This is a genomic window from Bradyrhizobium sp. BRP20 (assembly GCF_020194215.1).
In the GTDB taxonomy this organism is placed as follows: domain Bacteria; phylum Pseudomonadota; class Alphaproteobacteria; order Rhizobiales; family Xanthobacteraceae; genus Bradyrhizobium; species Bradyrhizobium yuanmingense.
On the sequence record NZ_JADYVY010000001.1, the window covers coordinates 164,478 to 177,281 of the forward strand.

Here is a 12,804-nt window from a genome sequence, read left to right on the forward strand (position 1 = left end):
CGCGCGTTCGGTCGAAGCGCTTTTGATTAGAGTTTGATATGGCGCGAGACCAGATCGACATGACGCCGCTGCAATCACGCGACGAGCTCGTCGCGTGGTTCGAGGCAGGCTGCAAGGACCCGTCCGAGTTCCGCATGGGCACCGAGCACGAGAAAACGCCGTTCACGCTCGACGACCATCGTCCGGTGCCTTACGAGGGCGCGCGCGGCATCGGCGCGCTGCTCGAAGGCATGAAGCTCCTGCTCGGCTGGGAGCCGATCATGGAGCAGGGCAACATCATCGGCCTCTACGACGTCACCGGCGGCGGCGCCATCTCGCTCGAGCCCGGCGGACAGTTCGAGCTGTCCGGCGCGCCGGTCGAGAACGTGCACCAGACCCAGAGCGAGCTGATGGCGCACTTGGCGCAGGTGCGCGAGATCGCAACCCCGCTCGGCATCGGCTTCCTCGGCCTCGGCATGACGCCGTCCTGGTCGCGCGCCGATATCCCGGTGATGCCCAAGGGCCGCTACAAGATCATGACCAATTACATGCCGAAGGTCGGCCAATACGGCCTCGACATGATGTACCGGACCTGCACGGTGCAGACCAATCTCGACTTCTCGTCGGAAGCCGACATGGTCAAGAAGCTGCGCGTCTCGCTCGCGCTTCAACCGGTCGCGACCGCGCTGTTCGCCAATTCGCCGTTCACCGAGGGCAAGCCGAACGGCTTCCTGTCATTCCGGTCCGAAATCTGGCGCGACACCGACAATGCCCGTTCGGGCATGATGCCGTGGGCGTTCGAGGACGGCATGGGGTTCGAGCGCTATGTCGATTATGCGCTGGACGTGCCCATGTATTTCGTCAAGCGCGGCGAGGAATACATTGACGTCTCGGGCTCCTCGTTCCGCGCCTTCTTCGACGGCCGCAACAACAACCTTCCCGGCGAGCGTCCGACCTTGTCGGACTGGGCCAACCACCTCTCGACGATCTTCCCGGAAGTGCGGCTCAAGCGCTATCTCGAGATGCGCGGCTCGGACGGCGGCCCGTGGGGCCGCTTGCCGGCGCTGCCGGCGTTCTGGGTCGGGCTGCTCTACGACGATGCCTCGCTCGATGCCGCCTGGGAGATCGTCAAGCACTGGAGCGCGCATGAACGCCAGGCCCTGCGTGACGACGTGCCGCGCATGGGCTTCAAGGCGCGGATCAAGGACCGCTATCTGTTCGAGATCGCCAAGGAATGCCTCGTTCTTGCCCATGCCGGCCTGCGCCGGCGCGGCCGGATCGACCAGCTCGGCCGAGACGAAACCCGGCATCTCGAGCCGCTCGATCGCATCATCGATTCCGGCCGGACGCCGGCCGAGGAGATGCTGGATAAATTCAACGGACCCTGGAAGGGCTCGGTGGAACCGGCCTACGCGGAATACGCGTTCTAGACCTCTGAAGCCGGGCACCCAGGATTCAGTCGTTCATCGCCCATACAGGTTTGCGGCGATCAAATGACCGGCTGAAAAACCTGAGCGTCGTCAATAACTCGAAAGCTGTTCCGATGTGGAAGGGCCGCCTGTCCGGGGCCATCATGGCCAGCGCCGCGGCATGTGTCACGCTGCTTCCGCTTGCGTTTGCGAGCGCGCCGGCGCTTGCCCAGACGGCGTTCGACCGGCCCGGCGGCGACTATTTCAGTACGCCCGTCACCTCCGGCGATCCCGAGGATTGCGCGCTGCTGTGCGAGCGCGATCGCCGTTGCCGCTCCTGGAGCTTCAACTATCCCGATGTCGAAGGCGGCTCGGCCGTGTGCTGGCTGAAGAACACCGTGCCGGCCCGCGTGCCGGGTAGCTGCTGTATCTCCGGGGTGCGCGGCGCCGGCGTGATCGAGCCGCGCGTCGAAGGCGTCGAGACGTCGATCGACCGTCCCGGCGGCGACTTGCGCAATTTCGAGCTCAAGGACGGCGAAAGCGTCGAGGCCTGCAAGGCCGCCTGCACCGCCGACAACAAATGCCGCGCCTTCACCTATGCCCGCCCCGGCTACACCGGGCGCGAGGCGCGCTGCTTCCTGAAGAAGGAAATCAAGCCGCCGCGAAGGAAGGCGGGGTTCACGTCGGGCGTGGTGCGGTAGCATCCATACTCGTGCCCCGGACGCCATCAGCGCGTTTACGCGCGTCTTCGACGCGCTATGGCGGCGCTTCTTCAGCGCCGCACTGCAGAGACGGGACACGTGAGGCACCTCACTCCGCCGCGATCACCGTGATCTCCGGCCACAGCGCTTTCCAGCGCTTAGCCTTCGCTTCGTAGTTCGCCGCGGAAAAATTCGGTCCTGGATTTGGCCGCGCGATCAGTGCCGCAATGTCGTCAAACCCGCGCGGTGCGTAGACTTCGTGGCCATCGCTTGCGCGCCTGACGCCGACCTGCGTGTTCTGCGTGAGGAAGCGGTCGATGCCTTCCCTCGAGCTTCTCAGCGGCGGATACGGCAGGCCGTGCTTGGCCGGGTACCACATGTGCACGCGGGCCTGGTTGCGGACCTCGATCTTGGCGCCGAGATGCGCGAGGCGCGCATGGAGGGTGCGGATCACCGCGTCCTCGGCCTCCCACGATGTGTCGGCGTCGAAATAGAACACGTCGTAATCGGCGATGCCGTGGTCGATCGGGCGCCCCGTGAGCACGTTCCATACCGTCTGCACCAGGCATCCCGACACCAGCCACGCATCCGGCAGCGCGAGCCGGTGCAGTTCGTCGAGGATCGCGGCGTTGACCGGATTGCGTAAGGCGAGCGCGAGGAATTCGTCCTTGCTCACCTGCGACCGGTCAGTGCACGGCGGTGAAGAACCGCGACAGCCTGAATCCGGACAGCCAGGTCCATACCGGCTGGCTGCGCATGCCGAGGTCCCAGGAGCCGACCACGGCGTCCGCACGGCCGATCAGATTGTCGATCGGCAGCAGGCCGACGCCGCCGGAGCGCAGCGGCACGCGGCTATCGGCGGAATTGTCGCGGTTGTCGCCGAGCACGAACAGATGTCCCGCCGGCACCGTCACCTCGGGCGTGTTGTCGAGCGGACCGCTGTCGCGCATCTTGAAGATCAGATGCGAGACGCCGTTCGGCAGCGTCTCGACATAGCGATAGGCGGGCTCGCTGCCGCCACGGTCGTTCTCGGCGGCACCGACGCCGTCGGGCTTCAGCTCGGCCGGACGGTCGTTGATGAAGAGCTGGCCCTGCCGCATCTGGATGCGGTCGCCGGGCAGACCCACGACACGCTTGACCCAGGCCTGCGAGCGATCGCCGGGCCAGCGGAAGACGACGACGTCGCCGAGCTTCGGCGTCTCCGCGAACACGCGGCCGCTCTCCGGCAGGCTGATCTGGATCGGCAGCGACGAGGTGCCGTAGCCATAGGGGAATTTCGAGGCGAGCAGCGCATCACCAATCAGGAGCGTCGGCTCCATCGAGCCCGACGGCACGTAGAACGGCTCGGCGAGCGCGCCCTTGGCGATGAAGACCGCGGCGACGATGCCGGCGAGCTGAGCGATCTGTCCGCCCCAGCCGCTGCTTTTGCGCTTGGGGCTGACCGTGACCTTGTCTTCAACGCTCATGCGCCGGTTCCACCCACGGTGATGCGTTCCATCAGCAGCGACGGCTGGCCGACGCCGACAGGCACGCCCTGGCCGTTCTTGCCGCAGGTGCCGATGCCGGTGTCGAGCGCGAGGTCGTTGCCGATCATGCGGATGCGATGCAGGTCGGTCGGTCCGTTGCCGATCAGCATGGCGCCTTTCAGGGGCGCCCCGATCTTGCCGTTCTCGATCTTGTAGGCCTCGGTGCACTGGAACACGTATTTGCCCGAGGTGATGTCGACCTGTCCGCCGCCGAAATTCGCGGCGAACACGCCGTTCTTCACCGAGGCGATGATCTCGGCCGGATCGCGGTCGCCGGCGAGCATGTAGGTGTTGGTCATGCGCGGCATCGGCACATGGGCATAACCCTGGCGACGGCCGTTGCCGGTCGGCTTCATGTTCATCAGCCGTGCGTTCTGGCGGTCCTGCATGTAGCCGACCAGGATGCCGTCCTCGATCAGCACGGTGCGATTGGTCGGCGTGCCCTCGTCGTCGATCGACAGCGAGCCGCGGCGCGAGGCGATGGTGCCGTCGTCGACCACGGTGACGCCCTTGGCCGCGACCTGCTGGCCCATCAGGCCCGCAAAAGCAGATGTCTTCTTGCGATTGAAGTCGCCCTCGAGGCCGTGGCCGACCGCTTCATGCAGCATCACGCCGGGCCAGCCGGCGCCGAGCACGACGTCCATCTCGCCGGCGGGCGCCGGAATCGACTCCAGATTGACCAGCGCCTCGCGCAGCGCGCCGTCGGCGGCCTCGCGCCAATTCCTGCTCTCGATGAACTCGGCATAGCCGGCGCGGCCGCCATAGCCCTTGCTGCCGCTCTCCTGGCGGTCGCCCTGGCCGGCGACGACGGAGATGTTGACGCGCACCAGCGGACGGATGTCGCGATAGCTCTCACCGTCGGGCCGCAGGATCTCGACGACCTGCCAGGTCGCGCCGAGACTGACGCTGACCTGCCGCACCCGTGGATCCTTGTCGCGCAGGTAAGCGTCGATCTCGGCGAGCAGTTTTACTTTTGTCTCGAAGCCTGGGGCATCCAGGGGATTGTCGTCGCCATAGAGGCGGACATTGGTATGCGGCGGCGGCGCCGAGAAGCTGCCGGAGTAGCCGCCGCGCACGGCGGCAACCGCATCGGCAGCGCGGATCAGCGCCGGCAGCGAGACGTCGGAGGAATGCGCGTAGCCGACCGCATCGTCCTTGACGGCGCGCAGGCCAAAACCCTGCGAGGTGTCGTAGGTCGCCTGCTTGAGCCGCCCATTGTCGAACATCAGCGCTTCGGTCTGGCTGTATTCCAGGAACAGCTCGCCGTCGTCGGCGCCGGAAAGCCCACGCGCGACCTCGCTGCGAACCTGGTCGCGATCGAGATTGGCACGGTCGAGCAGGGAGGTCGTGGCAGGATTGGTCATGCGTCCGTCCATTAGCCGGGGATGTGGGGCAAGATAATGGTTTCGGATCGGTTCCGCGAGAGCGCGAAGCCTCACATTACGGAAACAAAAGGATTGTCAAGGTTAGCCGCTGCTACGGCAGCTTGTCATAGCCCTCACCCAGTCCGTTCAGGCTGAGCGGGAAGCCGATGCCTTCTTCCGGCGTCTCGAAGATGATGAAGGTCGCGGTCTTGGCGCTGCGGAGCTGGCCGAGCAGCTTGTCTTCCAGCACGACCTCGGCGACGCAGCCATTGGGCAGGCAGCGGACGAAGCCGGCGCGGCCGACGTCCTGGTTGTCGAGCTTGAGCCCGAGGCCGGAGGGCAAGAGGACCCCGAGCGGAGCGACCACGCGCATCAGCCGGCTCTTCTGGTCGGCGGTCTTGAGCACGATCACGGTCAGGCCGGCATTGGAGCGGTCTTCGGCCACCACGCTCTGGATCAGGGCGCATTGCTCGGTCTGGGCGCCGGGCGGGGTGTCGCAGCGGATCTGCCAGTCGCCATGGACGGAGCGCACCGCGCCCTGCGCATGGGCGAGCCCCGGCAGCGCCAGCAGGACCATCGCAGCCACGAGGCCGGCGAGCGCCGGGAGGCCGTTCGCCGGCCTTGCCATCGATCTCGAAAGCCCCATCGGGTCGGTCCCTCTGCTCGCCTGGGTTGCTCGCGCTTGGCGGACTGATCTGGCGGACTGATACGGAATGACGGCGTCTTGAAGGCGATTCCCAAGCAAATTCCGCGCCGCCCACACCGCCATTGCCCGCACGAATCAGGCTGCCGCGTGGCAGTCTTCCAGTGCCTACCGCGGGCAATTCCGCTGTCAAGCCGCAGCGTCCCGGGAAACGGTATTTTTGTCTGATCTTGCTGGGAAATATCTTGCCGGTGATGGCTGGCAGGCGGGGCTCAAGACTGCATTGCGATAGATCAAGAATTATGGTTTGAGAGGCTTGATTTCGCGTTCTAGCGATCTGGCCCCAATTCCTCTTAGAGGTATTCTTGCGTGGCGGTTTGTCGGACTGGCGGATCGAATAAGCGTTTCCCGCAAGCAGGGGAATGCACGTGGGGTGATCTCGGAAGGGGAGCGCGAACGACATGAGGATGTCGATGGGTCGGGTGGGCCGGCAATTGCTGGGATTGGCCACCATCGCCTTGGTGGCGACTGGAGTCACGCTGGCGACGGGTGGTGCGGCCTTGGCCGAGCTCGGGCAGCCGGCGCCGTGGGAGTGGACGCTTCAGCAGTCCGGTTCCCCGGTGATGGACAACATCGTCTGGTTCCATAACTTCCTCTTCGTGCTGATCACTCTGATCACGCTGTTCGTCCTGGCGCTGCTCGTGATCGTGGTCGTCAAGTTCAACGCGAAGGCCAATCCGGTGCCGTCGCGGACCACCCACAACACGCTGATCGAGGTGGCTTGGACGCTCGTCCCGGTGCTGATCCTGGTCGGCATTTCGGTGCCGTCGTTCCGGCTGCTGTTCCTGGAGCTCGACATTCCGAAAGCGGACCTGACCGTGAAGGCGACCGGCAAGCAGTGGTACTGGTCCTATGCCTATCCGGATAACGGCAAGTTCGAATTCGATTCGCTGATGGCGCAGGACAAGCAGCCCCGTCTGCTCGGCGTCGACAACGAGATGGTGGTGCCGGTCAACAAGGTGATTCGCGTCCAGACCACGGGTGCGGACGTCATCCATGCGTTCGCGCTGCCGGCTTTCGGCGTCAAGATCGACGCCATTCCCGGCCGTCTGAACGAGACCTGGTTCAAGGCTACCAAGACCGGCATGTACTACGGTCAGTGCTCGGAACTGTGCGGCAAGGATCACGCCTTCATGCCGATTGCGATCCGCGTGGTGAGCGACCAGGAGTTCGCCTCCTGGGTCGAGACGGCGAAGAAGAAATTTGCGAGCGGCGGCACCAGCACCTACGCCTCCGCGGCCGGCCCGACGCAGTAAGCGCCGGGGGCGGCCTGAGGGACTGAAAGCGATAAGGGTGGGACCTCCAAAGGTCCGAATGGGACGCAAGGCAGGATTTGAAAATGGCAACGAGCGCAGCGGCACACGGCGATCACGCGCATCATGACGAGCATGCCCATCCGACCGGATGGCGGCGCTACGTCTATTCGACCAATCACAAGGACATCGGCACGATGTACCTGATCTTCGCGGTCGTCGCCGGCATCATCGGTGCGGCGATGTCGATCGCGATCCGGGCCGAGTTGATGTATCCGGGCGTGCAGGTCTTCCACGAGGCCCATACCTACAACGTGTTCGTGACCTCGCACGGCCTAATCATGATCTTCTTCATGGTCATGCCCGCGATGATCGGCGGCTTCGGCAACTGGTTCGTGCCGCTGATGATCGGCGCGCCAGACATGGCGTTCCCGCGCATGAACAACATCTCGTTCTGGCTGCTGCCGGCATCGTTCGCGCTGCTCTTGATGTCGACCTTCGTCGAGGGCGAGCCGGGCTCCAACGGCGTCGGGGCGGGTTGGACCATCTACGCGCCGCTGTCGACCTCGGGCCATCCCGGCCCGGCGGTTGACTTCGCGATCCTGTCGCTGCACCTCGCCGGTGCTTCCTCGATCCTGGGCGCGATCAACTTCATCACCACCATCTTCAACATGCGCGCGCCGGGCATGACCCTGCACAAGATGCCGCTGTTCGTGTGGTCGATCCTGGTGACGGTGTTCCTGCTGCTGTTGTCACTGCCGGTGCTCGCCGGTGCGATCACCATGCTGCTCACCGACCGCAATTTCGGCACGACGTTCTTCGCCCCCGACGGCGGCGGCGACCCCGTGCTGTTCCAGCATCTGTTCTGGTTCTTCGGTCACCCCGAGGTCTACATCCTGATCCTGCCCGGCTTCGGCATGATCAGCCAGATCGTCTCGACCTTCTCGCGCAAGCCCGTGTTCGGCTATCTCGGCATGGCCTATGCCATGGTCGCGATCGGCGGCATCGGCTTCGTGGTGTGGGCGCACCACATGTACACGGTCGGCATGTCCTCGGCGACGCAGGCCTATTTCGTCGCCGCCACGATGGTCATCGCGGTTCCGACCGGCGTGAAGATCTTCTCCTGGATCGCCACGATGTGGGGCGGCTCGATCGAATTCCGCGCGCCGATGATCTGGGCGGTGGGCTTCATCTTCCTGTTCACGGTCGGCGGCGTGACCGGCGTCGTGCTGGCGAACGCGGGTGTCGATCGCGTGCTCCAGGAGACGTACTACGTCGTCGCCCACTTCCACTACGTGCTGTCGCTCGGCGCGGTATTCGCGATCTTCGCCGGCTGGTACTACTGGTTTCCGAAGATGTCGGGCTACATGTACAATGAGGGCCTTGCCAAGCTGCACTTCTGGGTCACCTTCGTCGGCGTCAACCTGGTGTTTTTCCCGCAGCACTTCCTCGGCCTGTCCGGCATGCCGCGCCGCTACATCGACTATCCCGATGCGTTCGCGGGCTGGAACCTGGTCTCGTCGGTCGGCTCATACATCTCCGGCTTCGGCGTGCTTATCTTCCTCTACTGCGTGCTGGACGCCTTCATGAAGAGGGTGCCGGCAGGCGACAATCCCTGGGGTGCCGGCGCGACCACGCTGGAGTGGACGCTGTCCTCGCCGCCGCCCTTCCACCAGTTCGAAGTGCTGCCCCGCGTGCAGTAACCAATCCCCCGCGGCGCCCGTGACGGGCGCCGCGGCGCTGTAACGAAGCGAGTAGATCTAAGTGTCCGTCCTCGACCACAACGCCATCGACATCAATCCCCACATCTCCGAAGCGGAGGTTGGCGATTATCTCGCATTGCTCAAGCCGCGGGTGATGTCGTTGGTGATCTTCACTGCGCTGGTCGGGATGGCGATGGCCCCGGGGCATTTCCACCCGGTGCTGGCGATCACCTCGCTGCTCTGCATCGCCGTCGGCGCCGGTGCCTCCGGGGCGCTCAACATGGCGCTCGAAGGCGACATCGACGCCAAGATGTCGCGCACGGCGAACCGGCCGATCCCGCGCGGCCGCATCACCCGCCCCGAGGCGATGGCGTTCGGCATGACGCTCGCCTTCTTCTCGGTGATGACGCTCGGCATCCTCGTCAACTGGGTCGCGGGCGCGCTGCTCGCCTTCACCATCTTCTTCTACGTTGTGATCTACACGATGTGGCTGAAGCGCTGGACCGCGCAGAACATCGTGATCGGCGGCGCCGCCGGTGCGCTGCCGCCGGTGGTGGCCTGGGCCTCGGTGACGGGCACGGTCGATGTCGAGCCGCTGCTGCTGTTCGCCATCATCTTCTTCTGGACCCCGCCGCATTTCTGGGCGCTGGCGCTGTTCCGCTCCGACGACTACGCGCGCGCCGGCATTCCGATGCTGCCGAACGTCGCCGGTCCCGACGCCACGCGTCTGCAGATCCTGCTCTACACCATCGTGCTGATCGCGGTCGCCGCCGCGCCCTGGGCGCTCGGCTATTTCGATGCCGTCTACGGCGTGGTCTCGCTGATTCTCGGTGCCGGCATGCTGGTGCTCGCCATCAACGTCTATCTCCGCCGCGAGCGCAGCCAGTCGCTGCGCGCGACCCGCAAGCTGTTTGCCTTCTCGATCCTGTACCTGTTCGCGCTGTTTGCGACCCTGCTGGCCGAGGTCGTGTACCGGGCGCTTGCTCCGATGGTTGGGGGCGCATGATCACCGCGATGGCCGACAAACCCGAGCCGGAAGGAATCGTCCTCACCGAGGCGCAGCAGAAGAGCCGTCGTCAGCGCTCCATCGCCATCGCTTTGGCGCTCGGCGTGCTCGTGGTGCTGTTCTTCGCCGTCACCATGGTCAAGGGGCCGGCCGTGCTCGTGCGGCCGATGTAGGAAACATGGATCACGAGCCCACCATATCGCAGGACGTCAGCGCCAAGCCGGGCCATCGCAACCCGGGCAAGGGCCGCGGGCTGGGGCGCGATGTGGTGGTCGCGTCCATCTGCGGCGGCGTGGTCGCGCTGATGGTCGGCGCCTCCTACGCGGCGGTGCCGTTCTACAATTGGTTCTGCCGCGCCACCGGCTTCAACGGCACGACGCAAGTGGCGACCTCTGCGCCGGCCACGGGCCCGATCGCGCGGAAGATCTCGGTGCGCTTCGATTCCAACGTCGCGCCCGGCCTGCCCTGGAAGTTCGAGCCGGAGCAGAGCGAGATCGAGGTCAATATCGGCCAGGTTGTGACGGTCTTCTACACCGTGACCAACCAGGCGGCGCGCGCCACTGCGGGCCAGGCCGCCTATAACGTCGCGCCCCTGACGGTCGGCGCCCATTTCCAGAAGATCAACTGCTTCTGCTTCACCGAGCAGACCATGGCACCCGGTGAGAAGCGCGAGATGCCGGTCGTGTTCTACGTCGACCCGTCGATCGCCGCCGACCACGAGAACGACGGGCTGAGCACGATCACGCTGTCCTACACGTTCTATCCGGTGCGCGATCCCGTGGTGAAACCGCTGGCATCGGGCGAAGCCGACAAGCGCAAGGGAAATCTTTGACCGCAGGGCTCACGCGCAGGCGGTTGGACGCAAGGGGATAAGTGCCGGACAGGCACGGGATTGAGGAGAGAGACGGAAATGGCCACGGCGCACACCAAGCATCACGACTATCACCTGGTCGATCCCTCTCCCTGGCCGGCGGTCGGCTCGCTCTCGGCCTTCATCATGGCGGTCGGCGCGGTCGCCTGGATGCACCACATGTTCTCGGCGGCGCCGATCGTGTTCGGCGTCGGCACCGTGGGCGTGCTCTACACCATGGCGAGCTGGTGGGCCGACGTGATCAAGGAGGCCCAGTACAAGGGCGATCACACCCGGGTCGTGCAGCTGCATCACCGCTACGGCATGATCCTGTTCATCGCCTCCGAGGTGATGTTCTTCGTCGCCTGGTTCTGGGCTTATTTCAACGCGGCGCTGTTTCCGGCCGACGCCGTTCACGCCACCCGCGATGCGGTGTTCGGTTGCGGCCTCGGCACGCAGCCCGGCGCCTGCGCGGTCCCGGGCACCTGGCCGCCGAAGGGCATCGAGACCTTCGATCCCTGGCATCTGCCGCTGCTGAACACGCTGATCCTGCTCACGTCAGGTACCACCGTGACCTGGGCGCACCATGCGCTGCTCGAGAACGACCGCCAGGGCCTGAAGTATGGCCTGATCCTCACCGTCGTGCTCGGCGCGCTCTTCACCTGCGTGCAGGCCTATGAGTACGCCCACGCGGCGTTCTCCTTCGGCGGCAACGTCTACGGCGCGACGTTCTTCATGGCGACCGGATTCCACGGCTTCCATGTGCTGGTCGGCACCATCTTCCTGCTGGTGTGCCTGTTCCGCGCCTATGCCGGCCACTTCACGCCGAAGCAGCATCTCGGCTTCGAGTTCGCGGCCTGGTACTGGCACTTCGTCGACGTGGTCTGGCTGTTCCTGTTCCTCTGCATCTACGTCTGGGGACGCGGCGCCGAGACCATGGCCAGCGCCGCGCACTGAGCCCGATCGAACCGATCAGAAAGGGCGGCCGCAGGGCCGCCCTTTCGCTTTCCGGCCGCCGGAAGTTTCGTCGGAAACTGTGATAGAGTCCGCCATCATGAACGACAGTGCCGGCACACCCCCGTCCGAAACCACCGTCCTGCAAAGCGCGCTGCGTGGGCTTGCCTGCAAATGCCCGCGCTGCGGCCAGGGCAAGCTTTATGCGGGCTTTCTGACGCTCGCGCCCGCATGCGACCGTTGCGGGCTCGACTATGCCTTCATCGATACCGGCGACGGCCCGGCGATCTTCATCATCATGTTGGCCGGCGGCATCGTCGTCGCGTGCACCCTCATCGTCGAAGTCAAATACCAGCCGCCATATTGGCTGCATGCGGTGCTCTGGCTGCCGCTCATCCTCGCCACCACGCTGTTGCCGCTGCGCTCGATGAAGTCGTTGCTGATCGCGCTGCAATTCCACCACAAGGCGGCGCCGGGCCGGTTGGTCGATCGCGCGAAATGAATGAGCCTGCGTCGCGCAAGGCCCCCGTGGCCGGCTTCGCGCTGTTCACGCTGTTCCTCACGGCTGTGTTCGTGGCGCTCGGTGTCTGGCAGCTGCAGCGCCGCACCGCCAAGCACGAGTTGATTGCGGCGCTCACCGAGCGGCTTGCGGCCGCGCCGGTTGCGCTGCCGCCGTCCGCGCAATGGGTCGCGCTCAATCCCGCCCGCGACGAATTCCGCCGCGTCAGCTTCACCGCGACCTACGCAGCCCTCCCCGATGCAATGGTCTATTCCTCCGGCTCGGCGGTGCGCAAGGACGCCTCCGGCCCTGGCACCTGGGCGTTCCTGCCGGCGCGGCTTCCCGGCGGCGAGATGGTCGTGATCGACGCGGGTTTCGTCGAGAACACGATGCAGGACCGCGGCGTCGAGGATCGCGCGGTGAACAAGCTTATCACGGGCCAACCGGTTGAGCTCACCGGCTATCTGCGCTTTCCCGAGGCGCCAAGCTGGCTGACTCCGGCGGAGAATCGCGGCAAGCGGCTCTGGTTCGTGCGCGATCATCTGGCAATCGCAAGCGTGCTGGGCTGGGGCACGGTTGCGCCGTTCTATATCGATCTCGAACGGCCCGCGCCGGCGAACCGCATCCCGCGTCCGGGACCGCTCCAGGTGAATCTCAAGGACGACCATCTGCAATATGCAATCACCTGGTTCACGCTTGCAGGCGCCGTGCTCATCGCCTTCGGCGTGTGGGCAAGAGGCCGGCGGCAGAGCTGAGCTCATTGGCAGGTCCATCGAGGGAACCCGGTATCGCCCGGGGTTTATTATTCAGCGCATATTCACGAGGGTGGTTCTAAGCCGCCAATATTGTCCGCGGCA

14 protein-coding genes are annotated in these 12,804 nt (G+C 65.3%); 10 read left to right on the top strand and 4 right to left on the bottom strand.

The window, feature by feature from the left end:
* The first annotated feature begins 38 nt into the window (after window positions 1-38).
* Both I6F33_RS00760 and I6F33_RS00765 read left to right on the top strand, forming a co-directional pair.
* Window positions 39-1,409 carry a glutamate--cysteine ligase gene (locus I6F33_RS00760; RefSeq protein ID WP_225140710.1) on the top strand — a complete coding sequence of 457 codons (1,371 nt, stop codon included), beginning with the start codon at window positions 39-41 and terminating at the stop codon, window positions 1,407-1,409.
* A 113-nt stretch (window positions 1,410-1,522) separates the two neighbouring features.
* Complete coding sequence (locus I6F33_RS00765; protein WP_225140711.1) at window positions 1,523-2,089, top strand: PAN domain-containing protein; 567 nt, start codon at window positions 1,523-1,525, stop codon at window positions 2,087-2,089.
* A 109-nt stretch (window positions 2,090-2,198) separates the two neighbouring features.
* Here the strand turns inward: I6F33_RS00765 and I6F33_RS00770 are convergent, their stop codons facing one another.
* The 4 genes from I6F33_RS00770 to I6F33_RS00785 all read right to left on the bottom strand — a co-directional run bounded on the left by I6F33_RS00770 (window position 2,199) and on the right by I6F33_RS00785 (window position 5,625).
* Window positions 2,199-2,765, bottom strand: a complete 567-nt coding sequence (locus I6F33_RS00770) for a nucleotidyltransferase family protein (RefSeq protein WP_225140712.1) — start codon at window positions 2,763-2,765, stop codon at window positions 2,199-2,201.
* A gap of 10 nt (window positions 2,766-2,775) precedes the next feature.
* Window positions 2,776-3,555 carry a signal peptidase I gene (lepB, locus tag I6F33_RS00775; RefSeq protein WP_036020560.1) on the bottom strand — a complete coding sequence of 260 codons (780 nt, stop codon included), beginning with the start codon at window positions 3,553-3,555 and terminating at the stop codon, window positions 2,776-2,778.
* On the bottom strand, window positions 3,552-4,979 hold the full coding sequence (gene tldD, locus I6F33_RS00780; protein ID WP_109145594.1) for a metalloprotease TldD: 1,428 nt from the start codon (window positions 4,977-4,979) through the stop codon (window positions 3,552-3,554). The genes lepB and tldD overlap by 4 nt, the downstream gene beginning before the upstream one ends.
* Before the next feature lie 112 nt (window positions 4,980-5,091).
* The gene (locus I6F33_RS00785) at window positions 5,092-5,625 is read right to left on the bottom strand and encodes an invasion associated locus B family protein (RefSeq protein ID WP_035996576.1); all 534 of its coding nucleotides are present in this window, start codon (window positions 5,623-5,625) and stop codon (window positions 5,092-5,094) included.
* 458 nt (window positions 5,626-6,083) lie between these two features.
* On the opposite strand from I6F33_RS00785, the gene coxB reads away from it, so the two are divergent.
* The 8 genes from coxB to I6F33_RS00825 all read left to right on the top strand — a co-directional run bounded on the left by coxB (window position 6,084) and on the right by I6F33_RS00825 (window position 12,702).
* Complete coding sequence (coxB, locus tag I6F33_RS00790; RefSeq protein ID WP_035996579.1) at window positions 6,084-6,938, top strand: cytochrome c oxidase subunit II; 855 nt, start codon at window positions 6,084-6,086, stop codon at window positions 6,936-6,938.
* An 83-nt stretch (window positions 6,939-7,021) separates the two neighbouring features.
* Window positions 7,022-8,638 (top strand): cytochrome c oxidase subunit I, encoded by a 1,617-nt coding sequence (ctaD, locus tag I6F33_RS00795; RefSeq protein WP_035996582.1) that lies wholly within the window; start codon window positions 7,022-7,024, stop codon window positions 8,636-8,638.
* A gap of 61 nt (window positions 8,639-8,699) precedes the next feature.
* Entirely contained in the window at window positions 8,700-9,644 is a 945-nt protein-coding gene (locus I6F33_RS00800) for a heme o synthase (RefSeq protein ID WP_225140713.1), read from the top strand.
* Complete coding sequence (locus I6F33_RS00805; protein ID WP_197949212.1) at window positions 9,641-9,817, top strand: CoxF protein; 177 nt, start codon at window positions 9,641-9,643, stop codon at window positions 9,815-9,817. Before I6F33_RS00800 ends, I6F33_RS00805 begins: the two co-directional genes overlap by 4 nt.
* 5 nt (window positions 9,818-9,822) lie before the next feature.
* Window positions 9,823-10,476 carry a cytochrome c oxidase assembly protein gene (locus I6F33_RS00810; RefSeq protein ID WP_225140714.1) on the top strand — a complete coding sequence of 218 codons (654 nt, stop codon included), beginning with the start codon at window positions 9,823-9,825 and terminating at the stop codon, window positions 10,474-10,476.
* 78 nt (window positions 10,477-10,554) lie between these two features.
* Window positions 10,555-11,451 (top strand): cytochrome c oxidase subunit 3, encoded by an 897-nt coding sequence (locus I6F33_RS00815; RefSeq protein ID WP_035996590.1) that lies wholly within the window; start codon window positions 10,555-10,557, stop codon window positions 11,449-11,451.
* 97 nt (window positions 11,452-11,548) lie between these two features.
* Complete coding sequence (locus tag I6F33_RS00820) at window positions 11,549-11,950, top strand: DUF983 domain-containing protein (protein WP_225140716.1); 402 nt, start codon at window positions 11,549-11,551, stop codon at window positions 11,948-11,950.
* Window positions 11,947-12,702 carry an SURF1 family protein gene (locus I6F33_RS00825; protein WP_225140717.1) on the top strand — a complete coding sequence of 252 codons (756 nt, stop codon included), beginning with the start codon at window positions 11,947-11,949 and terminating at the stop codon, window positions 12,700-12,702. The genes I6F33_RS00820 and I6F33_RS00825 overlap by 4 nt, the downstream gene beginning before the upstream one ends.
* Window positions 12,703-12,804: the final 102 nt, after the last annotated feature.

What these genes read in the sequence shown, in the direction of transcription:
- I6F33_RS00760 (WP_225140710.1), top strand. Translation starts at nt 39, where the DNA reads ATGGCGCGAGACCAGATCGACATGACGCCGCTGCAATCACGCGACGAG.
- I6F33_RS00765 (WP_225140711.1), top strand. Translation starts at nt 1,523, where the DNA reads ATGTGGAAGGGCCGCCTGTCCGGGGCCATCATGGCCAGCGCCGCGGCA.
- lepB (WP_036020560.1), bottom strand. Translation starts at nt 3,555, where the DNA reads ATGAGCGTTGAAGACAAGGTCACGGTCAGCCCCAAGCGCAAAAGCAGC.
- tldD (WP_109145594.1), bottom strand. Translation starts at nt 4,979, where the DNA reads ATGACCAATCCTGCCACGACCTCCCTGCTCGACCGTGCCAATCTCGAT.
- I6F33_RS00785 (WP_035996576.1), bottom strand. Translation starts at nt 5,625, where the DNA reads ATGGGGCTTTCGAGATCGATGGCAAGGCCGGCGAACGGCCTCCCGGCG.
- coxB (WP_035996579.1), top strand. Translation starts at nt 6,084, where the DNA reads ATGAGGATGTCGATGGGTCGGGTGGGCCGGCAATTGCTGGGATTGGCC.
- ctaD (WP_035996582.1), top strand. Translation starts at nt 7,022, where the DNA reads ATGGCAACGAGCGCAGCGGCACACGGCGATCACGCGCATCATGACGAG.
- I6F33_RS00805 (WP_197949212.1), top strand. Translation starts at nt 9,641, where the DNA reads ATGATCACCGCGATGGCCGACAAACCCGAGCCGGAAGGAATCGTCCTC.
- I6F33_RS00810 (WP_225140714.1), top strand. Translation starts at nt 9,823, where the DNA reads ATGGATCACGAGCCCACCATATCGCAGGACGTCAGCGCCAAGCCGGGC.
- I6F33_RS00815 (WP_035996590.1), top strand. Translation starts at nt 10,555, where the DNA reads ATGGCCACGGCGCACACCAAGCATCACGACTATCACCTGGTCGATCCC.
- I6F33_RS00820 (WP_225140716.1), top strand. Translation starts at nt 11,549, where the DNA reads ATGAACGACAGTGCCGGCACACCCCCGTCCGAAACCACCGTCCTGCAA.
- I6F33_RS00825 (WP_225140717.1), top strand. Translation starts at nt 11,947, where the DNA reads ATGAATGAGCCTGCGTCGCGCAAGGCCCCCGTGGCCGGCTTCGCGCTG.